This window comes from Burkholderia sp. Ac-20365 (genome assembly GCF_017104715.1).
Classification (GTDB): domain Bacteria; phylum Pseudomonadota; class Gammaproteobacteria; order Burkholderiales; family Burkholderiaceae; genus Paraburkholderia.
Window position 1 is genome coordinate 20,890 of sequence record NZ_JAAGPI010000008.1, and the last position, 22,057, is coordinate 42,946.

The 22,057-nt window shown below is 58.3% G+C and carries 24 protein-coding genes and 1 tRNA gene; 9 read left to right on the forward strand and 16 right to left on the reverse strand.

What is annotated here, in order from left to right:
* Positions 1–57 precede the first annotated feature (57 nt).
* Positions 58–366: a DUF4148 domain-containing protein gene (locus G3O01_RS16170; protein WP_205806147.1), complete on the forward strand. Its 309-nt coding sequence runs from the start codon at positions 58–60 to the stop codon at positions 364–366.
* A gap of 54 nt (positions 367–420) precedes the next feature.
* On the opposite strand, the gene G3O01_RS16175 is transcribed toward G3O01_RS16170, so the two are convergent.
* The 4 genes from G3O01_RS16175 to G3O01_RS16190 all read right to left on the reverse strand — a co-directional run bounded on the left by G3O01_RS16175 (position 421) and on the right by G3O01_RS16190 (position 5,738).
* Positions 421–1,749, reverse strand: coding sequence for a sorbosone dehydrogenase family protein (locus G3O01_RS16175; protein WP_205806148.1), 1,329 nt, complete (start codon positions 1,747–1,749; stop codon positions 421–423).
* Positions 1,750–3,195: 1,446 nt separating this feature from the next.
* Positions 3,196–3,951, reverse strand: a complete 756-nt coding sequence (locus G3O01_RS16180; RefSeq protein ID WP_205806149.1) for a hypothetical protein — start codon at positions 3,949–3,951, stop codon at positions 3,196–3,198.
* Positions 3,952–4,949: 998 nt separating this feature from the next.
* Positions 4,950–5,285 (reverse strand): HigA family addiction module antitoxin, encoded by a 336-nt coding sequence (locus tag G3O01_RS16185; RefSeq protein WP_241024015.1) that lies wholly within the window; start codon positions 5,283–5,285, stop codon positions 4,950–4,952.
* A 21-nt stretch (positions 5,286–5,306) separates the two neighbouring features.
* The gene (locus tag G3O01_RS16190) at positions 5,307–5,738 is read right to left on the reverse strand and encodes a type II toxin-antitoxin system RelE/ParE family toxin (protein WP_205806150.1); all 432 of its coding nucleotides are present in this window, start codon (positions 5,736–5,738) and stop codon (positions 5,307–5,309) included.
* Positions 5,739–5,923: 185 nt separating this feature from the next.
* On the opposite strand from G3O01_RS16190, the gene G3O01_RS16195 reads away from it, so the two are divergent.
* The 4 genes from G3O01_RS16195 to G3O01_RS16215 all read left to right on the forward strand — a co-directional run bounded on the left by G3O01_RS16195 (position 5,924) and on the right by G3O01_RS16215 (position 9,267).
* The gene (locus G3O01_RS16195) at positions 5,924–6,481 is read left to right on the forward strand and encodes a PAAR domain-containing protein (protein WP_205806151.1); all 558 of its coding nucleotides are present in this window, start codon (positions 5,924–5,926) and stop codon (positions 6,479–6,481) included.
* A 529-nt stretch (positions 6,482–7,010) separates the two neighbouring features.
* A complete protein-coding gene (locus G3O01_RS16205; RefSeq protein WP_205806153.1) occupies positions 7,011–7,934 on the forward strand; it encodes a glycine zipper family protein in 924 nt (307 codons plus the stop codon).
* An 8-nt stretch (positions 7,935–7,942) separates the two neighbouring features.
* Positions 7,943–8,596, forward strand: coding sequence for a hypothetical protein (locus G3O01_RS16210; RefSeq protein ID WP_205806154.1), 654 nt, complete (start codon positions 7,943–7,945; stop codon positions 8,594–8,596).
* Positions 8,593–9,267: a hypothetical protein gene (locus G3O01_RS16215; RefSeq protein WP_205806155.1), complete on the forward strand. Its 675-nt coding sequence runs from the start codon at positions 8,593–8,595 to the stop codon at positions 9,265–9,267. Before G3O01_RS16210 ends, G3O01_RS16215 begins: the two co-directional genes overlap by 4 nt.
* A 124-nt stretch (positions 9,268–9,391) precedes the next feature.
* Here G3O01_RS16215 and G3O01_RS16220 read toward each other — a convergent pair whose 3' ends face one another.
* The 6 genes from G3O01_RS16220 to G3O01_RS16245 form a co-directional block, all read right to left on the reverse strand.
* Positions 9,392–9,655 carry a hypothetical protein gene (locus tag G3O01_RS16220; protein ID WP_205806156.1) on the reverse strand — a complete coding sequence of 88 codons (264 nt, stop codon included), beginning with the start codon at positions 9,653–9,655 and terminating at the stop codon, positions 9,392–9,394.
* A gap of 74 nt (positions 9,656–9,729) precedes the next feature.
* Positions 9,730–9,972: a hypothetical protein gene (locus G3O01_RS16225; RefSeq protein WP_205806157.1), complete on the reverse strand. Its 243-nt coding sequence runs from the start codon at positions 9,970–9,972 to the stop codon at positions 9,730–9,732.
* Positions 9,969–10,601, reverse strand: a complete 633-nt coding sequence (locus tag G3O01_RS16230; RefSeq protein WP_205806158.1) for a hypothetical protein — start codon at positions 10,599–10,601, stop codon at positions 9,969–9,971. Before G3O01_RS16230 ends, G3O01_RS16225 begins: the two co-directional genes overlap by 4 nt.
* Positions 10,602–10,604: 3 nt before the next feature.
* On the reverse strand, positions 10,605–10,973 hold the full coding sequence (locus G3O01_RS16235) for a hypothetical protein (protein WP_205806159.1): 369 nt from the start codon (positions 10,971–10,973) through the stop codon (positions 10,605–10,607).
* Positions 10,974–11,029: 56 nt separating this feature from the next.
* A complete protein-coding gene (locus tag G3O01_RS16240) occupies positions 11,030–11,578 on the reverse strand; it encodes a hypothetical protein (RefSeq protein ID WP_205806160.1) in 549 nt (182 codons plus the stop codon).
* A gap of 270 nt (positions 11,579–11,848) precedes the next feature.
* Positions 11,849–13,225, reverse strand: coding sequence for a TAXI family TRAP transporter solute-binding subunit (locus G3O01_RS16245; protein WP_205806161.1), 1,377 nt, complete (start codon positions 13,223–13,225; stop codon positions 11,849–11,851).
* A 172-nt stretch (positions 13,226–13,397) separates the two neighbouring features.
* On the opposite strand from G3O01_RS16245, the gene G3O01_RS16250 reads away from it, so the two are divergent.
* Positions 13,398–13,474, forward strand: a tRNA-Val gene (locus tag G3O01_RS16250).
* 891 nt (positions 13,475–14,365) lie between these two features.
* On the opposite strand, the gene cyoD is transcribed toward G3O01_RS16250, so the two are convergent.
* The 5 genes from cyoD to G3O01_RS16275 form a co-directional block, all read right to left on the reverse strand.
* Positions 14,366–14,707, reverse strand: coding sequence for a cytochrome o ubiquinol oxidase subunit IV (gene cyoD / locus G3O01_RS16255; RefSeq protein WP_205806162.1), 342 nt, complete (start codon positions 14,705–14,707; stop codon positions 14,366–14,368).
* Complete coding sequence (gene cyoC, locus G3O01_RS16260; protein ID WP_205806163.1) at positions 14,707–15,321, reverse strand: cytochrome o ubiquinol oxidase subunit III; 615 nt, start codon at positions 15,319–15,321, stop codon at positions 14,707–14,709. Before cyoC ends, cyoD begins: the two co-directional genes overlap by 1 nt.
* A complete protein-coding gene (cyoB, locus tag G3O01_RS16265) occupies positions 15,321–17,333 on the reverse strand; it encodes a cytochrome o ubiquinol oxidase subunit I (RefSeq protein ID WP_205806164.1) in 2,013 nt (670 codons plus the stop codon). The genes cyoC and cyoB overlap by 1 nt, the downstream gene beginning before the upstream one ends.
* Before the next feature lie 3 nt (positions 17,334–17,336).
* Positions 17,337–18,236 carry a ubiquinol oxidase subunit II gene (gene cyoA, locus G3O01_RS16270; protein ID WP_205806165.1) on the reverse strand — a complete coding sequence of 300 codons (900 nt, stop codon included), beginning with the start codon at positions 18,234–18,236 and terminating at the stop codon, positions 17,337–17,339.
* A gap of 335 nt (positions 18,237–18,571) precedes the next feature.
* Positions 18,572–18,967, reverse strand: a complete 396-nt coding sequence (locus G3O01_RS16275) for a DUF3597 domain-containing protein (RefSeq protein WP_205806166.1) — start codon at positions 18,965–18,967, stop codon at positions 18,572–18,574.
* Positions 18,968–19,266: 299 nt separating this feature from the next.
* Here G3O01_RS16275 and G3O01_RS16280 point away from each other — a divergent pair, with 299 nt between their 5' ends.
* The 3 genes from G3O01_RS16280 to G3O01_RS16290 all read left to right on the forward strand — a co-directional run bounded on the left by G3O01_RS16280 (position 19,267) and on the right by G3O01_RS16290 (position 20,790).
* Complete coding sequence (locus G3O01_RS16280; protein WP_205806167.1) at positions 19,267–19,767, forward strand: OmpA family protein; 501 nt, start codon at positions 19,267–19,269, stop codon at positions 19,765–19,767.
* Positions 19,768–20,017: 250 nt separating this feature from the next.
* Positions 20,018–20,434 (forward strand): septal ring lytic transglycosylase RlpA family protein, encoded by a 417-nt coding sequence (locus G3O01_RS16285; protein WP_346779196.1) that lies wholly within the window; start codon positions 20,018–20,020, stop codon positions 20,432–20,434.
* Between the two features lie 47 nt (positions 20,435–20,481).
* A complete protein-coding gene (locus G3O01_RS16290; protein WP_205806168.1) occupies positions 20,482–20,790 on the forward strand; it encodes a hypothetical protein in 309 nt (102 codons plus the stop codon).
* Between the two features lie 17 nt (positions 20,791–20,807).
* On the opposite strand, the gene G3O01_RS16295 is transcribed toward G3O01_RS16290, so the two are convergent.
* The gene (locus G3O01_RS16295) at positions 20,808–21,950 is read right to left on the reverse strand and encodes a branched-chain amino acid ABC transporter substrate-binding protein (RefSeq protein ID WP_205806415.1); all 1,143 of its coding nucleotides are present in this window, start codon (positions 21,948–21,950) and stop codon (positions 20,808–20,810) included.
* Positions 21,951–22,057 lie beyond the last annotated feature (107 nt).

Here is a 22,057-nt window from a genome sequence, read left to right on the forward strand (position 1 = left end):
CCATACCGATTGCGAACAGGGCTGTTCGCAACGTAAAAGCAAAGTTGGAGGTACATCATGAAGTCGCTGATCAAGGCTGTTGCCGTTGCTGCTGTTCTCGCCATCCCCGCGGTGTCGTTCGCTCAATCGAACCAGCCGATCACCCGCGCCCAGGTTCGCGCCGAACTGGTTCAACTGGAAAAGGCCGGCTATCGTCCGGGCGCCGGCACGGAAGCGCACTACCCCGATGAACTGCAAGCCGCGCAAGCACGTGTCGATGCGCAAAACGGCGCTGCGAACAGCTACGGTGGCGTCGCTAACGCGTCGCAGTCGGGCCGTCCGGGCGTATCGGCTGCTGACTGGAATGCGATGTACGGCCGTCCGTAAGACGCGCTTCGCATCTGTCCGACGCATTGAAGTTCATAGATGTCTCGTTGATGTCTACTTCGCGCCCGCTGTTCCCGTTGCGGGCGCGACACGCCACACCGCGTTGCCGACATCGTCGGCGACCAGCAGCGCGCCTCGCGCATCCTGCGTGACGCCGACGGGCCGCCCAAGCGCGTACCCGTCCGGCGTCAGGAATCCCGTCAGAAAATCTTCCGGTCCGCCCGACGGCTTGCCGTCGTCGAACGGCACGAAGATCACCTTGTAGCCCGCATAGGGTTTCCTGTTCCACGAGCCGTGCTGGCCGATGAACGCGCCGCCGCGATACCGGTTGGGAAACAGCTTGCCGTCGTAGAACATCAATCCGAGCGAAGCCGTGTGATTGCCGAGCGCGTAGTCCGGCGCGACGGCACGCGCGACCATGTCCGGGTCTTGCGGCTTCACGCGCGTATCGACGTGCTGTCCGTAGTAGCTGAACGGAAAACCATAGAACGCGCCGTCCCGCACCGATGTCATGTAGTCGGGCACGAGATTGTTGCCGAGTTCGTCGCGTTCGTTCACAGCCGTCCATAGCACGCCCGATTGCGGTTGCCACGCCATGCCGTTCGGATTGCGCAAACCCGTTGCGTAAGGCCGCATCGCGCCGCTCGCGATATCGAATTCGAGAATGCGGGCGCGGTCTGCTTCCGCTTCGACACCGTTCTCCCCTGCATTGCTGTTCGATCCGACCGCGATGTAGAGCTTCTTGCCATCGCGGCTCGCGATGATGTTCTTCGTCCAGTGATGATTGATCGGACCTGCGGGCAGATCGGCAACCTTGACGCCTTGCGATGCGATGCGCATTTCGCCCGTCACGTAATCGAAGGGCAGCAGCGCGTCGGTATCGGCGATATAGAGTTGATTGCCGATTAGCGCCATGCCGAACGGCGAATGCAGATGCTCGATCAACACGCTGCGCCTTTCGGCGATGCCGTCGCCATCGGCATCGCGCAGCAGCACGATGCGGTCGGGGCTCGGCACGCCCGCGCCCGCGCGCTTCTGAAACTGCTTCGTGATCCAGCCGACCACGCCGCTGCCTTCGTCGTGCGGTTGCGGCGTGTTGGTTTCGGCGACCAGCACGTCGCCGTTCGGCAGCGTGTAGAGCCAGCGCGGATGCTGGAGGTTCAACGCGAATGACGTGACCGCGAAACCGGCCGGCGCGGTCGGATGCGAGCCGGCCGCGCGTTGCCTGACGGGCGCGACGTGGACGGTGGGTATAAATGACTTGTCGGGCGCGGGCAGTGTCGGCGACGGGCCGAAGTTCGCTTCTTCGGGCGTCGTGGATGACGCCGCGCACGCGGCCAGCGGCACGACAAGCATCGCGATCGTTAAAGGACGAACACGCATGAGACCTCCAGCGTTAGCGCATTTGACGACTTTCGCAGCAAGTGTCTTGCCCGATGCAGCCGATTGCACGCACTGACTTGTCCACACATTCTGGTGACAAGGTTGTGGGTAACCTGGGCAAGACCGACCCAAGTCATTGACGCGATTCAGATTGCGCTCGATGCGTCCACTTCGCGTCACTCGCGCACGTTTTCTCTCCACGCAGCGATGCAGCAACGTTGTCCACAGTTTCTGTTGGCAAGCCTGTGAGTATCCTGCGCAAGACTCACGCAAGTCATTGATGCAATTCAGATTGCACTCAATGCATCCGAGGTCGCGTGAAAAACCGCCTCAGCTTTATCCACAGTTTTTGGTGACAAGTCCGTGGATAACTCTCCCCCCACAGCGCAGAACCCCAAGCCATAACGCTTTGCGGGCCATGTGCGGGGAAATTGGGCATTCCCCGCACGCCGTCAAACATCGTTCCCCCACGTTTTCCCACACGCTGCGGCACGGGGAAACTGCCACTCCCCATTGCGGGGTAGGCCCTACACATTAGACATGTGTTTTGTAAAGCACTCAACCTGACAGCAATTCTCATGCTGATCCTACAAGTCACTTGTTGAGCCGGAATGCCGACAGGCTGGTTGTCTACGCTGCGGTGCACACCCGCTGGGGAACGTGGCGAAGATTCCCCGCACCGATGATTAGGATCACAGTTCCCCAGTGTCGGTTATCCATTGAAACGAAGTACGGCACCGATGCTGTCAAATACTTCGGTAAGGCGAATGGCGTTACGGAATCTTGCCCCCTTATTACATCTCTTCGTCCGTCGTAGAACGTCGGTGTCGTGTTCGCTACACGCATCGGGCAGACCAACCTCAAGCATCCTGACTCTTTCCAAGAAGTTTCTTCCGTCTGCCTTTAATCAAAACTACGATCAAGAGAACCACTCCCGCAGCGCCAGATACAATCCCAACGCGATACGAACCACCCCAAGGACTTTGCGGAGTAAATGAGGTGAGCGAAAGCCCGAAGCAAATTCCGCATGCAAGCTCAAGTACAGTTCTTGAACGACTTTTAGGTGGTCCTGCTTGAATGGCAGTTCGCTTGAACCATGCCTTGTTTCGCGGTTGCGCGATAATGATAAGTGACACGAATCGAAGTATGAGCGCGAACGCAAACATCAAAATCATTGCGAGACCTTCCTGTTGAACCCACGCTCTGTGAAAGCGGAACCACAGAATGCCTTCCGAAGTCGCGAGTGCCACGAGGTAGCATCCCCAAAAATATCGCTTGGAGCATGCCCAAACAGCCACCGCGCTGGCACCCCATGTCAACGCGATGATTGCAGTATCGCCTCCCGAATTCGTGTTGCGCGCGATAGAAACGCACTCGACCGTCGCTCCAGCCGCGAGCGAGATCACAAACAGGTAGAGCGCAACCCGTACACTTCCAGGTACACGATCAGAGTTCATTATCAATGCAGTAATCCATTGCAGCTTTGACGTCTGCCCAGCCCTCGATCTGACCCTTGCGGTTGCAATAATCACCTCTGTACTGTTGCTCATCAACAGGCGTAATACTACCCGGGACCAGCGAACCGTACGGCAAGAGACTTTTTCCACTCTTCGCCACGTCCGCCAGCGCCTTGAACTTCCCGTCGTTCACCGACATGATTTCGTCGTAGGTCGCGAGTTGAGGCCCGTCGCGCAACGATGCCCAGTAAAGGTTAGAACTCTTCGTTGAAATCGGAGGGTCCATCGGCACAACATCTGGCAGGAGAGTCTCTGCGTACATCTTAAGCATGTCGAGATATGGACCGAGACTGTTAAGAAGATCAGCTGCGAGGACCATCGCCCCGACCCCCACCGCAATCGAAACGCCAATTTCTGATAACGCGAGAACTGTCATGGTGATAACGCCGGTCGCACTAACAAGCGTCAGTACATCACCGGGTTGGATCTTCTTTTCCGGATCTTTCCAGTCAACGACCAATTTCGTAATGACAGTCGTTGCAGTAAATCCGTTCATCAATATGCGGAACGGCTGGAACATTGGAAAGATGTTGACTACAGTGGCCACAAGGACCGACGAATTCACTATCAGGCTCAAATTCCCTTGCTGCGCAGGGTCCTTGAGCATTCCCTGTATTCCGCTAAACAGACTCATCGAGTCCGATCCTTTCTCCACAACCTGTGCTACGAGTTCGACTCTCGGCATGATTACTCCGGTTTGGATTCGTCAGTCCACGGGGATATTGAATTGACTACAGCACTGACTGCGCTCACGTCTCTTCGCTGATCGTCAATAACGTAGCGGAAGAAAAGTGTCGAATTCGGCGCGGATGGGTGATAGTGAACCTGTGATATGAATGACTTCTTTTGACGGAGAGTCACTGGAATTCGATCGACAATCTGGCTGAAACCGCGATCAGTCGAAACCTCGATCGTCGCGTGAATGTCGCCGCTCAGATCATCAAAATTGATAACTCGGACCCACAGCTTCCAGTCACCGTCCTTCCTCCTGAGTGCCTGAGGACCATTCGTGATTGCGTACCCAGTACGCCGATTGTGACTGCGCTCTGGCCGCACGGGCGCTTGCTGGCCTAACGCTGACGTTACGCCAACTCCTAGCAGCGATATACCGCCCGCACTGAGAAATCTCTTCCGCTCGACATCCTTCGTCCTTTTTCTTGTTTAGCTATCGAGACTGGATGATTGCGAAGTCAGAACGATCTTTGTATCAGTAAACTCTTAACATGTACTCGGTTATGCGACACACATCATTCGAACGCCCTGAGGCAGTTCTCATGCTGGTCCTACAAGTCACTTGTTGAACCGGAATACTGACAGGCTGGTTGTCTACGCTGCGGTGCACACCCGCCGGGGAACGCTGCGGACATTCCCCACGGCGCGAATGATAGGGCTACAGTTCCCAGCGCTGACCGTCTCCGGTGACCAGCCGGGGGAGCGGCAGCACGGGTCTTCAAGCACCGGGATGCCATTGAACTCGCACCCGTCATACTGGGCGCCCCGATATCGCAACTGGAGTTCATCGCATAGCATGCGCTTGTGCTCGGGGTGAAGAACCAGTTCCACAGGTTCCTCGCCACGGTGCTCTTTCAGATACCGGTACAGCCCATCAATGATGAAGGAGCAGACACCCATGCCTGGCCGGAAAGCCAATGTCATAAATCACACCCCATGATTTTTGCCGGGTCACGCTGTCGCTTCTGCGGGAGCGCGTCTCACCGCCTTCGGCGCGTGCTTGCGTGCCTGCCAGAGATCGTAGTCGAGTTGCATCCCGAGCCACAGGTCAGCCCGACCACCCCGTTCCACACCCAGCCACTGCTCAATCCGCAGCGCCATTTCGGGGGTGATCCCGCTACGCTCGTTAAGCAAGCGCGACAGCGTGACACGGGTTATGCCAAGCTGGCCTGCGGCCTCGGTCACCGTCAGGTTCAGTGCAGGCAACACATCTTCCCGGAGGATTGCCGCAGGATGCGGCGGGTTAAACATGGTCGATTCGTTTCTGGACATTTTCAGGTTCTCCATATCCCGGTGCTGTGGGAACGTTCAGTGATAGTCCCGGTAATCAACGAGGATCGCATCCTCGCCCTCGAACATGAACGTCAGCCGCCAGTTGCCATTCACGGTCACTGACCAGACTCCAGCTTCATCACCTTTAAGGGGATGCAGCCCCCAACCGGGCTGATTCATGTCCTGCTGTGATCTGGCCCGGTTCAAGGCTGTTAGCTGACGTGTCAATCGTGCCTTGTGTGCTGCCTGGACTCCTGCTGCCGAGCCGGTTTCAAACAGGCGCTGCACACCTTTATGTCTGAAAGACTTGATTGTGGTGTGTTCTTCAATTGACTTCAGGTAGAAGTGAAACGTGTATTGATACACGTTACAAGGTAACGCGTCCTCAGACACTCTGTTCAAAGGCTGTTTATTCCCCGCCGGTTTGTTGCAGATCAAATTGCGAACGCGCAGCAATGCGCCACGCATCGATCAGACCCCAAATAGGACTTATCTCATTCCGCCTTCGGGGCCGGAGCGGCAGCATCGCGTATGCGGGCGCGGGTTTGCCTGCTGCGTGACCAGTCTGGAAGCAGCGGGACCGGCTGTTTTCATTTGCTTCGCGGGGATACTGGAATGTCTGGAAAGCAGCAATGCAACGTGGAAGGTTCCGCATGAGACGGGCGATCCTTCTGCTGGGCGACAAGTCCACTAATGGCGGTGTGGTCATTGAGGGCATCGACCGTTGTACCCATTACGGCACACCAATAACTTTCATCGGTGCCAGGGTGTGGTGCAGCGGCTGCCAGTCTGAAGGTGTGATCGGGTGGAAGGGGCCGCACCGCACCGCAACGATGATGGGCAAACAGGAGGCGCTGGACGGCGACATCTGCATCTGCAGGTGCACGCCGCCGCCCGTCATGCTCGCCTCACAGAATAGTGCCTGGCACTCGTTTGAACCCGAAGAATGGGCAACGATGAACGGCGGTGACTCTCGCAGTTCAATGACCAGTGAATATCGTCGCTCATATGACGAGCGTGTGCGAATTCTCGGCGCCGACGATCGCCCGCTAGCCAGCACTCCCTACCACATCCGCACCGCAAGTGGCGGTGTGTACAAGGGGCTTACGGACGCATCGGGCTACTGTCCACGTGTCTATACCGACGACGCTTCACAGCTCGATATCGCAGTTGGCATGCGGGCACTTGAACGTTGGAGCAACACACCATGAAAGCGCTTGTCGCAAAAGGCGACCGAACGACTACGGGCGGCACGGTTATAAGCGGGTCGTCCACACAGTATGACGAGGACCGCCGCACGCTCGCGGTAGACCTGGACTATGCGACGTGCGGGCTATGCCACGATGGTCCCTGGCGCATCCTTGGCAGCGTTAGCGAATGGACGGACGAAGGCCGAAAGATGGTCGCGGACCTGGATATGGTTGCGTGTCCCTGCAAGAAAAATTTCGTCCTTGCGGGACGCCGCGACTAGCTGATTGAGCAACGTGGGAGCGGCACAACCACGCGCACGAGCACAGCAAATGAGCCCGCGCAGCAGATCCGAAGCTACGACGAGCAAATCCGCATTGTCGATGAGTCGGGCAACGCTGTTGTCAACTGCCCGTATCACATCACGGACAGCACGGGAAAAACGTATCAGGGGCTAACCGACGAACTGGGCATGTGCCCACGTGTTTTCACCCACGATCAAACCGCACTTGATATCGCAGTTGGCGTCAAGGCACTGGAGCGCTGGAACCAATGAGCGATTACGTCTACCAGACCAAAACGAATACGAAGCCCGATTCCCAATACGATGTTTTCGGGCACCTGATGCCCGCGAGAGCGTTCTTCTTCGTCACTGTTGATGAAGTTGGACCCGAAGGCTTTCTCGTCAGAAAGACCTATACGACAACCAAAAACCCTTACCTGGAGAAACTGGAGCTTTCCGAGCTACAGAAAATCCGTGAGGTCTACCCAGAACGGACTGGCCTTTGGGCACGCAATCCTGATTCACTGGCGAGCGTCGCCGAGCACGTTTTGGGCAAGGACAAGGTAACCTCCTTTGCCTCAGCGAGCGGTAGTTTCCCTGAAGGTTCACCACGCTTTGACGGGAAAACAGTCTATGTTGATATCGCCAAGGCAAAACGGTATGGTGCGAAACTCGTTACTCCCGACGAAATAGGACGAGCAGTCAACGAATACCTGAAGGACCTACCCTCCAAGGAACGTCGCGAAGGCTTGAACACGCTGAAGAAGTCCCTGGGTATCGATAACGAATTTCTGGTCAAGCCCGCTCCTGTAGTCCCGGCTGACGGCATTTTTTCCAAGTCTGGGCTGGCAATTACGCTCGGCTTCGAGAAGTGGGCGCGTGTTGTCCAGGTGTTCGGCATTTTCCTGACCGGATACGATCTCGCCGCATCCGCTGGCGAGTCGATGCGCATCAAGAGCATCAAGCCCATCGAGAGGTCTACACTTCGCCAGATCGCGGGATGGGAAGGGAGCATGGCAGGCCGATGGGCCGGTGCTGCACTAGGCGCGCGTATCGGCGCGGCGGAAGGTACGCTTTGCGGTATCGAACTCGGGCCAGGCGCTTTCATCACGGGACTTGTCGGCGGCCTGATCGGAGGTGCAATTGGCTACTTTGGTGAAGAGTATGTACTCGATAAGGCAGGTATCAAATAAGAGGGTTTATGTCGATCTTTGGAAAAATGCGTGATCGGTTTACGCCGGAATGGAAACGGCCCATAGACCACGAAAAATATCTGTGTGAACTGTTTCGGCGAACGCCGGAAGTCTTGCGCGCTACCTTCAGCAATCCAAACCTAGTCGCACAGACTGACCGTTCGCCAGGATATCCGCGTACTGAGTATCTGGGCGAGCACGGCTTTCACGCTTTTATATGGACACAAAACATGGAGGTAGCCGCTTACCCCAAGTTTTTCAACATCGTTCGCGGTGATGGTGAGGACCTGGATTTTCTGCACTTTCAACGCGGTGAATTTACTTCCTTCATCGCCCGCGACATAGAGTTCCTTGCCCGTAACGTCTATCTTTTGACCAACGATTCGGAATTGCTGGACCGTCTTTCCACGGAGCAATTTAGTCCGAATCCACCGTGGATCATGTATCCCGACCTGGGGCCGTTCACCTCCTACAATCAGGGCGAGCCGGAATACTGGGATCGCTTTGTGTGGACTCCGTTCTGGCAAAGTCTGACTCCCGAGCAGCGGGAACGGTACATCGACAATCGTGCTGAAGCGGCACTCGCTTATATGTCGGCGGAAGAATGGGATGACTGGGTGTATGCGACCCGTGGGGACACAGAACGGAAAGACAAGGAATGAAGGTAAAAACCCAGTACATCGCGCCCGTTTCACTCTGGCTTGTCATACGCAAGCGCTTTTCGAGTACAGGCCTATTCATCGAGCCGGCATGGATCGGTGACGGAACACAGAATGGTCCCCTTCTCTTCACGTCACATATTCTCGCAGCAGTCTACGCGCATATGCGGAACAAGTACCACGGCAACGACGACTCAGATAACTGGCGGGTTATGTCGTTACAGGAGTTCGACCTGCTGGGACACGTTCAGGGCTGCGGCGGCAAGTTGTGGTGCATGATGGCATTTGCTGCAGTGCTTGAAGATACAAATTCACTGATCGTAAAGACCGGAGCACCTCGCATCCGGTATGTGCCACTCGAATTCACGCCATCTAAAGGTGCCGCCGCAATCACGATCTCGTTCCCTCAATGGGTGTTCGACTTCATACGTGACGAGTTCAGGTCTATCGGTTTGCCCGACTATTTTGCACAGCTTGAAGTAGTGGATGAAATGGGCGATGCAACACTGGCGCTCACGTGCAAACATGCAGTCGAATGTATCAACGTATGTCGTGTGCCGTCCGAGCATGAGCAAAGCCTGTGGGGGGTCTACGACCCTGATGGTGGCGTGTGGGTGTCCAGGGGAGAATCCGTTCTGGCACAAGGCGAGAATCCGCGACACCTGCTTCATTGACAGCCACAACAAGTGACTTGAAAAAAGAAGGCGGCTGCATGTCAGTGCAGGCCGCCTGTGGCACGTCCATGATAGGGGAAAATCACACCCTATGATTTTCCCTCCCGCTCCCATTCGATACCCGTCATTGCTTTCCTCCCGTGTCGTACCACCGAACCCCTGTGTCATCGTCAACCTGCGCAAGCGCACGCCTCGCTTCGCTGCGTGCGATGCCCGTACCCAGCTCGGCCCAGCGTTGCAGGTTGCGATGAATCTCCAGCACCTGCATGGCCGTGGCGTGCCCTTCGCGGGCCGCCGCAATGGCCGCGCTGCGCGTGGTGTCGGACGGTGCTGCGAGCGTGATACGCGCCAGCACGTCAGCCTGCTGGCTCAATGTCATCCGGTACATGACGTTCTCCTTCCTGCGTGAATCCTTGCCGCGACCGTGCGCATGCACGGCGCGACGCCATGGGTGGCGGTTGCTCACTGCTCTCCCACCCCTAGAAACTTCAGCGCGTCCTCACGCGCTGCCGCATTGATTTCATCCATGCGGGCGGCGATCAGCGACGAGTCAAAAAAATACCGGTAGCGCACCACGTCCTGCCCTTCCATCGGGTGCGAGGCACACAGCAGGCCCTTGAGCATCGGGAACTCACCGGGCAAACCGCGAAAATGATCAATGACCTTCTGCGTGCGCAGCTTCTGGTTCCGCAGTCGTATGCTCATACCGTCACCATGTCCCTTGCGTTCCAGTACATGCGTTCGCGCGCTTTCTCGTGCAGCCCGGTCGCCAGCCCCTCAGCCATGCCCTGCGCCGTCTCACGCAGATAATCGTCGGCCCCGGACTCGATGCCCCACAGCGAGTCGTTCACGTCATCAATCACCTCACCGTCTTCGTCCAGCAGCTCGACCACGACGCCTACCCACTGCCAGTCGTCGTTGCACCAGCCGCGCAGATACGCGAAGTCACGACGCACGGCTTCCGCCGTGATCTCACCCTGTGTAAGAGGCTTCGCCGGGTCGCGGCCAGGTCTGCCAATGCCCTGGTGTGTTCCCCTCCCCACAATCCCTGGTGCAGCAAGTGACTTGATGAGCGCCGTCTTGTCCTCATCACACAGGCCCCAGCCGTCCCGGCGCGCGATCTTCATTGACACCTGCCAGTCGTAGTAGCGGCGCGAGCGCCGGTCAGTGCACAGCACGATCTCACCGGGACGCTTGTCACGCCCGGTCCACTCGCTCACTTCGCCGTGACCATCGTGCTCTTTCCACGGCGCACCCATATCCGTGTCGGCGACGATCTTCACGCGGAACGTGAAGCCGCCCGATTCGATATTGAATTCTTGTCCTGCGTACATGCCTTACCTCACCCAGTAGGTCACGCCGTCGAACTCCACACTCATCCAGTCCATACGCGCAGCGAGCGCCACCTGCTGCCAGTCCACGTGCGCCAACAGCCAGCCGCCATCCCTGAATTCACTCTCAGCCCGCTGCCGCATGTACTCGCCAAAGTACGTACCCCGCACCAGCACCTCTGTCGTCCATGCACGGGCCAACGCATAACTCACTGCGCAGTCGAGCTTCTTCAGCACGCTGAACTCAGGAAGCAGTGCATCGCGTTGCTCGTCGCAGTCCGACATGTCGAGTACCCGGAGCACCGTCTCAAGCTCCAGGATACGTGCCTTCACATCACCGCCTGATACGAGACGTTCTTCGTTACTTATCTTCATGTTTTGTTATCCTAAATAATCAGCAAACAACCCGAAGTATCATTTCCTGCCCGAACTCACTCCGTGCTGCTTGCGGGGCCCAGATACCAGCCTCCGTCGCACGTTTCAAGCTCCACGATCTCAAGCACCCTGTCCGCGAGCGCTAACGACATGCAGTTCAGTGAGATACTCACCGTATTGCGGCGGACTTCTATCTTTATGGATAGGGCATCCCTGTAATTGAGTTTCTGAAAGCGTCGGCTCTCAAGAGCTAACTCATCTGGTCTTTCGTCGATGTTTTCCACGAGTTCCCGCAGAATAGACTGCTCCGCTACCACATCCGGCAGCTTCTTTCGGATTTCCTCACGGATCAGGGGCAGCACGGTCAGATAGCCTGGCAGGAAGCGATCCTGTATGTCTGTTGCGAACTGTGCCGCATCTGCCGGAAGCGACCCGACCATTCCGATGCCATAGCCCTTACGGAACACTTCTTCCTGCGAGAAATAGGCGGTCGGAAACAGGCTCGCGCCCTCATACGGGTCATGGGGATATTCGCTAGTGCCGGACAGACCCGAGCCGTCGTTCAGGACGCGGCCATGATCGGCTGCAGTGAGCTTCAGGAGCATCCCTTGGCTGATGGATTGCGAACGATTTTCCCCCACGGTATTCCCCACAAAACAGATGTCACGGTCGGATTCTAGCCAGCGCTGAATCCAACATGTAAACATCTAACTTGTTGAATCTAAACAGAACAGATGTTTGTGGGTGTGTTGCGCTGCGGGAAAAACTTCTCCACAGTTTTCGTTGACAACCCTGTGGACAACATCCGGACGGACGCTGCATCTCACTGACGCATCACGCTTTTTCACCGCGAAGCACTCAGGCAGCACGCCGCGCTACGGATGCGCGTGCATGCGCTCGCGCACGCCTTCCAGCCGCTCGCGCACGAACCGCACGTGCTCGCGCAGCACGTAGAAGCCGTCCGCGTACGCAAGCGGCATACGCAAGGTGTTCAGCGACGCCTCGATCCGGTCGAGTTCCGCCAGCAGCTTCGCGCGTTCTTCCGCCGACGAACTGCGCATCGCCTCGCGCTCGATCGCGATCAGCGCGCCGTAGTACCGGTAGATCCGCGAGCGCACGCGCCACGTGAACAGCGCGGGAATCAGCCGCAACGAGGGAATCAGCAGCACGGCGATCGGCAGCAGCAACACCAGCAGCCGGTCGACCACGGTCGCGAGCCAGAACGGCAGCGTGCGGTACAGGAAGCTCTTGCCCGACTTGTAGTAGCGCGTCGCGTCCTCGCTGATGCGGAAATCGCGCACGACAGGATTCGGAAACTGCCCGGCCTTCTGCAACAGACCGGCGGGCCCGTTCACTTCCTGCGCGGCTTCGATCAGCAGATCGGAGATTGCGGGATGCAGATTCTGGCGCGCCACCATTTCGACCGTCGGGCTGATCAGATGAAGCGGCTCGGGCGGAATCCGGCGCCTCAGATCGAGTAACCCGACGGGAAGATCGAGATCGTCGAGATAAGGAAAGATACGCGTGTAGGCGTCCGCTTCGTTGAAGTTCATTACCGAGACGCCGGGAATGGTCAGCAGGCGCAGAATCATCGCGCGCGTGGTCGAGTCGCCGCTCAGCAGCGCCGCGTCGATCTGGCCCGACACGAGTGCCCTGGCGGCGTCGAGGCCATCGAGCGGCAGCAGCGTCGTGTCGCTGTTCGGCACGATGCCGTTGGCGGCGAGCAGTTCGAGCGACAGCATCCGCGTGCCGCTGCCTTCACGGCCGATGGCGACCCGCTTGCCTTCGAGATCGGACAGTTGCGACAGCCCCTTGCCGCGATACACGACGATCAGCGGCACGTACGACACGGTGCCGAGCGACATCAGCGAACTCGTATCCCGTCCCGCCGACACGCCGCCCTGCACGAGCGCGACGTCCACCTTCTGCTTCGGGTCGAGCAGCCGGTTGAGATTCTGCACGGAGCCGTCGGACTCCAGCACGTTGAGCTTGACGCCGTTGCGGCCGAGAATCTTTCGATACTCTTGCGCGTACTGCATGAAGGAGCTGTCGTGGGGACCGGCGCTGATCGTGATCGAGCGGGGCGGTGCGGGATCGACCAGCCAGATCACGAGCCAGACGAGCACGGCGAACAGCAGCACGAACGGCAGGAACGACACGGCCAGATCGCGCCAGACGGCATGCGTATGGTCGCGCATGGCGTGGATATGGTCGCGAACGACGCGCGGAGATTGCTGACGACTCTTTTTCATGACCCGGCTCGCCTCCGAGATGCATCATCGACAATCGTAGCCGTCTCGGGGCGCTCTGTGGAGCATCTTGCGTGTTGTCGTCCCCGGACCGGCCAAAACTCTCCTCGACAACAATTTTGCTGCGGGCACTTGCGCGATCGAAAACGTGTCTCTATAATTCGCGCTCTTCGCTAGGCTCGTAGCTCAGCTGGTTAGAGCACCACCTTGACATGGTGGGGGTCGTTGGTTCGAGTCCAATCGAGCCTACCAACGAATATGTTGTAAAGAAAAAGCGGCAAACATTCTGTGTTTGCCGCTTTTTTTTGTTTTTGCAGGCATGTGGGTGGCGCGTGCGCGGCGTGGGTGTTGCCGCTGTGCGGGGTTTGCTTTTGGTTTGCTTTTGGTTTGTTTTTGGTTTGTCTTGCGACGCTGGCGTGGTTTGCTTTTGTTGTCGCTGGCATCCGCGTTTTGTCTCTGGTCTGCTAGCGTTGCCCCTGTGCGGGGCGGCACTTACTTTCTTTGCCGCCGCAAAGAAAGTAAGCAAAGAAAGCGGGCTAACACCGCCCGTTTTTGACCACTGCCTGAGGGCCCCCAACGGTTCCTCCGCTTCAAACGGCGTTCTGCCATTCACCACTCGTTGCCAGCGCTTCGAATCAACGCCTCACCCACTTCACTCCCCCGTAGCGCAGCAAGCGGCAGCGAATGGTTACGGCCGCCCAGGTGGCAAACTGTGTGTAGGTCGTAATGCTTCACACCGCGGCGCTCTTACGACACCGCTCGCGCTTTTCAGCCCGGAGTGGAGCGCATGCGCCGCGAAATCCGACACACAGTTTGCCGCTATAGGACGTGTCCAATTCGACAACGCGTGCAGTGACGCGGGTGCATGAACTGGGTGAGGCGCCTGTTCAAAGCGTTGGCAACGGGCAGTGAATGGCAGAACGCCGTGTGAAGCGGAGGAACCGTCGGGGGCCCTCAGGCAGGAACAAGAGCTTGCGGTGTTCAGCGGCTTTCTTTTGCCTACTTTTCTTTGCCGCGGCAAAGAAAAGTAGGTGCCGCCCCGCACAGGGGCGACGCGTGAAGCAGGCAAAACAAATCGCGGATGCCAGCTAAAAAAAGCCGTCGACAAACAAGAACAAGAAGAAAAACAAAAACAAAAAAACCTTACCGCGACATCATATTCATACTCACGTTATGCATAACCCAAACCGTGCCAAACACTAAAAACATGGCAGCCAGCACGGTATAAGCAAGCGCGAGCGCATTCCACCGCTGACCGGAGTTCGACACGCTCATATGCAGAAAGAACACCAGATGCACAACGATCTGCACAACAGCGAGTGCAGCCAGCACAACCGGCGCCGACGCAGCCGGCAACCAGCCCTGCAGCACAATGCCAAACGCTGCAGCGGTCAATACCACAGCCAGCACAAAGCCGACCACATATCCGCCGACACCACCATGCCCCGCTTCGGCATCGAGCGCATGAGAATTCGAGTGAGCCATCAGTACATGCTCCCGAGATAAACAAAAGTGAACACGCAAATCCACACGACATCGAGGAAGTGCCAGAAAAGGCTGAGGCAAGTAAGACGCGTGATCTCGCGCTGCGTCAGCTCCGGCGCGCGCGCCACCTGAACGGCCAGCACCGCCATCCAGATCAGCCCCGTCGCAACGTGCAGACCGTGCGTGCCAACCAGCACGAAGAACGACGACAGAAACGCACTGCGCGACGGGCCCGCGCCTTCCGCGATCAGATGCGAGAACTCACCCAGCTCCAGCTTCAGAAACACAACACCGAGCACGAACGTCACGGCCAGCCAGACAAGCACGGCGCGCGTATTCCGGCCGCGCGCAGCGACCATCGCGAAGCCGTACGTGATGCTGCTCAACAGCAGCGCAGCCGTTTCGACGGCCACGCCGGGAATGTCGAACAGATCCTTGCCCGTCGGGCCCGCGTTGAACTGATGCGCCATCACGGCGAACACGGCGAACAGCGATGCGAACAGCACGCAGTCGGTCATCAGGTACAGCCAGAAGCCGAATACCGAATGCGATTCGCCATGGTGACCGTGGCCATCAGCCTCGTTCAGGGTTGCGGCATGGACTTTTTGCAGCATCACTCGACCTCCGCGAGCGCCGGCGACACTTGCGCAGGTTGCGCGAGCGGCTTACGGCCTTTGTTTTCGATCGCCCGAACGACGTCGGACAGGATGTAGTAGCCATCGTCGCGGCCAAAACTGCGGCCGATCACAATCGCCGCAATCGCCACCAGCGAAGCAATCACGAGCCACCAGATGTGCCATACGGCAGCGAAACCAAACGCCAGGCTGAACATGCCGATGAAAAAACCGGCGCTCGTGTTCGACGGCATGTGGATGTCCTGATACGACGCATGAACGCCGAGGCCCCTGCCCGTTTCCTTCATGTACGCGAACGCATCCAGTTCCTCCACAACGGGAATCGTCGCGAAGTTATAAACGGGCGGCGGCGACGAGATCGACCATTCGAGCGTGCGGCCGCCCCACGGATCGCCCGTCACGTCGCGATACTCGGGCTTGTTGCGGTTGATGATGCTGACCACCACCTGCACGACCTGGAACACGACGCCAACCGCAATCAGCGCAACGCCACATGCCGCGACGATCATGTACGGCTGCCATGCCGGGTTGTCGTAGTGATTCAGACGGCGCGTCGCGCCCATGAAGCCCAGCACGTACAGCGGCATGAACGCCACATAGAAGCCCACGAACCAGCACCAGAACGCGCTCTTGCCGAGCTTGTCGTTGAGCTTGAAGCCGAACACCTTCGGGAACCAGTAGCTGAAGCCGGCCAGATAGCCGAACACCACGCCGCCAATAATGGCGTTATGGAAGTGCGCGATCAGGAACAGCGAGTTATGCAGCACGAAGTCCGCGCCGGGAATCGCCATCATCACGCCCGTCATGCCGCCGATAGTGAACGTGATCATGAAGCCGAGCGTCCACAACACGGGTGCCGTGAATTCCAGACGGCCGCGATAGATCGTGAACAGCCAGTTGAAAATCTTCACGCCCGTCGGAATGGCGATGATCATCGTCGCGATGCCGAAGAACGCGTTGACGTCGGCGCCCGAGCCCATCGTGAAGAAGTGGTGCGCCCACACGAGGAACGCCAGAATCATGATCGCGCAGGTCGCGTAGACCATCGTCTTGTAGCCGAAGAGCGGCTTCTTCGCGAACGTCGAAATCACTTCCGAGTAGATGCCGAATGCGGGCAGAACCAGAATGTAGACCTCCGGGTGACCCCAGGCCCAGATCAGGTTCAGATACAGCATCGCGTTGCCGCCCGCCTCGTTCGTGAAGAAATGCATGTCCGCGTAACGGTCGAGGCCGAGCAGCGCGAGCGCAACCGTCAGGATCGGGAACGTCGCCATGATCAGCACGTTCGAGCACAGCGCTGTCCACGTGAACACCGGCATCCTCATCAGCGTCATGCCGGGCGCGCGCATCTTGATGATCGTGACGAAGAAGTTGATCGCCGTGATGAGCGTGCCGACGCCGGACAGTTCGAGCGCCCAGATGTAGTAATCGACGCCCACGCCCGGACTGAACTGCAACTCCGACAGCGGCGGATACGCAAGCCAGCCAACCTGCGCGAACTCGCCGATCACCAGCGAAATGTTCATCAGGATCGCGCTGATCGCAGTCATCCAGAAACTCAACGAGTTCAGGAACGGAAACGCGACATCGCGCGCGCCGATCTGCAACGGCACGACGATATTGAACAGACCCACCATCAGCGCCATCGCCATGAAGAAGATCATGATGACGCCGTGCGCCGTGAAGATCTGGTCGTAGTGATGCGGCGGCAGATAGCCCGCCGCCCCGCCGCTTGCGAGCGCGAGTTGCAGGCGCATCATCACTGCATCGGCGAAGCCGCGCAGCAGCATCAGCACGGCAACGACGATATACATCACGCCAATGCGTTTGTGATCGACGGACGTGAGCCATTCCGTCCACAGCCAGCGCCATTTTTTCAGGCGCGTAATGAGCACGACGACAGCCAGCACGATCAGGCCCATCAGGGCGGCGGCGCCCATGATGATCGGCTGATCGAACGGAATCGCCTCCAGATTAAGAATGCCGAACATGGGTTACTCCTTCGAAGCGCTCGGGCTGCAGTTGGCGTCACGGAAATCGACGACATGCCCGCTGTTGTATTTCGCAATCACATTGCGGAACAGTTTCGGATCGACTGACGAGAAATAGCGCACCGGCTCCTTCTCGCTCGGCTTCGCGACCGTGTAGTAGTGGTCCATGTCGAGCCGCTCCGGCGACGCCTTGACCTTCTGCACCCACGCGTCGAATTCGGCGGTATTCACGGCGAGCGTGCGGAACTTCATGTCCGAAAAGCCCTTGCCGCTGAAATTCGCCGACACGCCCGCGTAGTCGCCCGCCTCGTCCGCGATCAGATGCACGCGCGTCTGCATGCCCGCCATCGCGTAGACCTGCGTGCCAAGCTGCGGGATGAAGAACGAGTTCATCACCGAGTCCGACGTGATGTGGAAATTCACAGGCGTGCCGACCGGCATCGCCAGCTGGTTCACCGACGCAATGCCGAGATCGGGATAGATGAACAGCCACTTCCAGTCGAGCGCGACGACTTCGACGTCGATCGGCTTCACGCTCGATTCCAACGGCTTGTACGGATCCAGCTCGTGCGTGGTTCGCCACGTCAGGATGCCGAGGAACAGGATGATCAGCGCGGGAATCGTCCACACGACTACTTCGATCGCCGTGGAGTGCGCCCACTTCGGCGCGTACACCGCGCCTTTGTTCGACGCGCGGTAACGCCACGCAAAAAACAACGTCAACAGAATGACGGGCACGACCACGATCAGCATCGTCCATGTCGCCGTCGCGATCAGCGACTTCTCGGCGACACCGACACTGCCTTTCGGGTCGAGCACTTCGAGTTGACATCCCGTGAGTAAAGCGGTCAGACCGATGCTGACCGGTATGAGGCAACCTCTAAAGGTTTTTCTGGCTAACATGTTTGCCCAATAATCGTTGAACCACGCTGAACACGTGTGGGGTTTGCGAGGCAAAGCGCACAAGGTCCCATGTGCAGCGCGATTCTAGGGACGGGGCGTGTTCGAAGTCCTGATCCGCGTCAAGGACGCTGCACGAAGATCGGTGATAGACGTGCGACGCGATGTCACACGGTCGAAGGCAGGCGCGCGGCTTCGATTTTTGTTATGCCGGCGCGCGTGCTTCTGATTGAGGCGGGCTGGTTTACGGTTGAGCACCTATTCAGCCAGTTGATCCGGTGAGCCGCCCACACATCGGATCGATTCGGGCGGCTGTGGAGAACACACGTGTTGCCGCGTTAGCTCGCCAGATCCGTCGGCAGCTTGCCGCCGTTCGCCGCGAGTGCCGTCATCAGCTGCCTGTGCAGCCAGACGTTCATCGACGCCGAATCGTTCGTGTCGCCGCCGTACTTCAGTTCGCCCGCCAGTTGCTTGCGATGCTCGAGGCTGCTGTCGACGTCGAGCAGTTTCATCAGATCGACGATCGAGCGGCGCCAGTCGAGTTTCTGCGGATTGGCCGCCGCCAGTTGGTCCATCACGGCCGCAACGTCGACATCTGCGAGCGCGACCGATACAAGCGCGACCGTGCTTGCCGACGCGTCGCCGGGAGCCGGCGCCACGGGTTCGGCGGGCAACGCCTCAGCCGGCTTCGCCTTGCCGAAGATCTTGCTGACGATGGTTCCGAAAATGCTCATGCTGATTTTCCTTCGTTTGAAGTGGATGAAGAGAGACTGCACGACGCCATCCGCTTTCCGGCTCTCAGGAATCACGGCGACGCTGCTTGCGACTAACGCCACCTGATCCAAACCGTTGACCGTTACGTCCGATCGCCCGCAAGTTTCACGCTTGTTTGCAATCCGGCGTATCCACGCGACATCTTCATGTCAAATTTTGAAAAAGATCGGCATACCTCACAAAATGATCTTCTCGTTTGATAAAAAATCCTGCCCCCAGGCGATTCCGCATCCACCTCTCAAACGAAAATCTCACCATCATGAAAAATCTGTTGACGCTTGCCGCCTGCGCCGTTTCGCTGTCCATTCTCACCGCATGCGGCGGCCTCGATCGCAGCAAGGAAGAAGCGCTGAACCGGCAAGCCGGCATCGAAGTGACGCAGAACAAGGACAACGTGCAGATCCGTCTGCCGGAAAAGGTCCTGTTCAACTTCAACGAGTCGACGCTGAGTCCGGATGCCGGCGCTGCCGTTTCGCGTGTCGTCATCGTGCTGAGTCGCACGCAGAAGCCGATGATCGTCGAAGGCCACACCGACAATGTCGGCACCCGCGAATACAACCAGAAACTGTCAGAGGCGCGCGCGAAATCGGTCGCAGAAGAACTCGAACGCCACGGCATTCGCGCGTCGCGTATCACGCTGGTGGGCTATGCGTTCGATCGGCCCGTGGCGGATAACGACACGTCCGAAGGGCGCGCACGCAATCGCCGCACGGAGATCGTCGTAAAGGGGGAATCGATCGAAGCCGTCATGGGCAAGTGATCGTTCTCTTCCCGCACTGTCCTCGCAACGATTCGCGGCGCGTCGTTGCGTAAAGAATCGTCAAAAGTCCGTATCAATTTTTTCGCGCAGTCAACGCGAAGATTTTGAGACCGTTAGACCCGTTTCTTTTGATGAATCGCGGTCTAACGTGTCAACGCTACGTCTTTTTGGATTACTAGGAATCGTCGGGCTGTTTGCTGGGTGCGCTCAGATTCCGTCGGAGCATGAAGTGTCGAGTGCGAGTGGAGCGGTGTCGACAACGGTCGAAACGTCTGTCTCTGAGGTCAGCGCCACGGACGTCGCAAACGTCCAACCCGAAGCTCTTACGTTCCAGTCGACGGGCAGTGCGCCACCGCAACTGGGCCATGCTTCGTGGTACGCGCATAAATTCCAGGGTCGCCGCACGGCTAATGGAGAGCGCTACGATGGCCGCGCGCTGACGGCCGCGCATCGCACGCTGCCGTTTGGCACGTATGTGCGCGTGACGTCGCTATCTACCTCGAAGTCGATCGTGGTCCGGATCAACGATCGCGGCCCGTTTGTCAAAGGACGCATCATCGATCTGTCTTACGCTGCGGCAAATGCACTCGGATTGACGCGTGCGCCGTCGATGAGCGTGCAGATCGAGTGTGTCGCCAGCAAAGCCGAGCGGGACGACGATATTTGACGCGCACGGAGCAACGTTCCCGCAACGTCGCTGGATTGCGACTTGCCATGCTCGTCGTCATTGAGCTATGCATCGGCGTGTGTTGCGTACCCAACGCCTTCGGTGCTCGCCGTCATGACGCACCAGGCGTTGTCGATCGCGCGCCTGGCGTAAGGAAGTCACACGCAGCCTCGAAGCCCCCGGCGCCCCGCCGCAGGCTTCATCGAAAGACATGGGCGGCGCGGAACGTCAACATCTACTACCGCTGGTCCGCTGAGCAATTGATGCTGGGCGGCGTCGATCCGGGGCAAATCGGCAAGCTTGGCGCCGACAACCGTCAAGAACAATCAAAAAAAGGCGCGGCATCCAGTCGATAGAAGCCGCGCTTGTCGTCTTACGTCGACGTGCCGCCGTACTTGACCACGTCCAGAAGCGTCTTCTTCCCGTCTTTATAGTGGTACAGCGTAATCGCGCCTTCTTTCATGTCGCCACGCGCATCGAAGGCGATATGTCCGATCACGCCGTTGTAGTCGGTAGCGGGTAACGCGGCGAGCACCTTTGCGGCGTCTGTCGCGTTGGCACGCTTCATCGCATCGACGACGACGTACACGGCGTCATAGGCAAACGGCGCGTTGAACAGAATCGGCCCATTGAAACGCGTCTCGAAGCGCTTTTCAAATTCCGCGCCGTTCGGCATGCGAGACACCGCAAGACTTGCTTCGGAACATACGAGATTATTTACAGCGTCGCCCGCAAGCTCGGAGACTTTCTCGGTGCACGCACCATCGCCGCTAAGCACTTTCGCATTCAACCCGAGCGCGATGGCCTGACGAATGAACGGACCAACTGTCGAATCCATGCCGCCAAACATGATGACATCCGGATGCGCGCTCTTGATGGTGGTGAGAATGGCGCGGAAGTCGGTGGCTTTGTCGGTGGTGGCCTCGCGCGCGACGATGCGCCCGCCGCCCGCCTGCGCTGCCTTCGCGAATTCGTCGGCGAGACCCTTGCCGTAAGCAGTTGCATCGTCGACGACGGCAATCGTCTTCGCATTCAGCGACCTGAGCGCATATCCGCCGAGCGCCGGTCCTTGCTGCGCATCCGTCGCGACGACGCGAAACGCACTCTTGTAACCTTGCCGCGTGTACTCGGGATTGGTCGACGACGGCGAAATCTCCGCGATGTTCGCATCGTTATAGATGCGCGATGCAGGAATCGAGACGCCCGAATTCAGATGGCCGATCACGGCGACAACGCCTTCGTCGACAAACTTCTGCGCGATCTGTGTGCCTGTCTTCGGGTCGGCTGCGTCGTCTTCGCCGTCGAGTTCGAGACGCACCTTGCGCCCGTCGATCACCAGCCCATTTTTGTTGATTTCTTCGACGGCGAGCCGCGCGCCGTTCTCGTTGTCCTTGCCGAGATGACTGCTGCCGCCCGTGAGCGGCGCCACGTGACCGATCTTCACGACTTCCGCGGCTGCGTCGCCCTTACTCTGCGCGGCGCTTTGCGGCGATTGATCTTTATTGCTGCAGCCCATCAACGCCAGACTGGCCAGCGAAACGCCGACCACTGTGAGTTTTGTCAAATTATTCAATGGTCTTCTCCTCCGTGATTTTCCCGGAATTCCGGTTGATGGCGATTCTG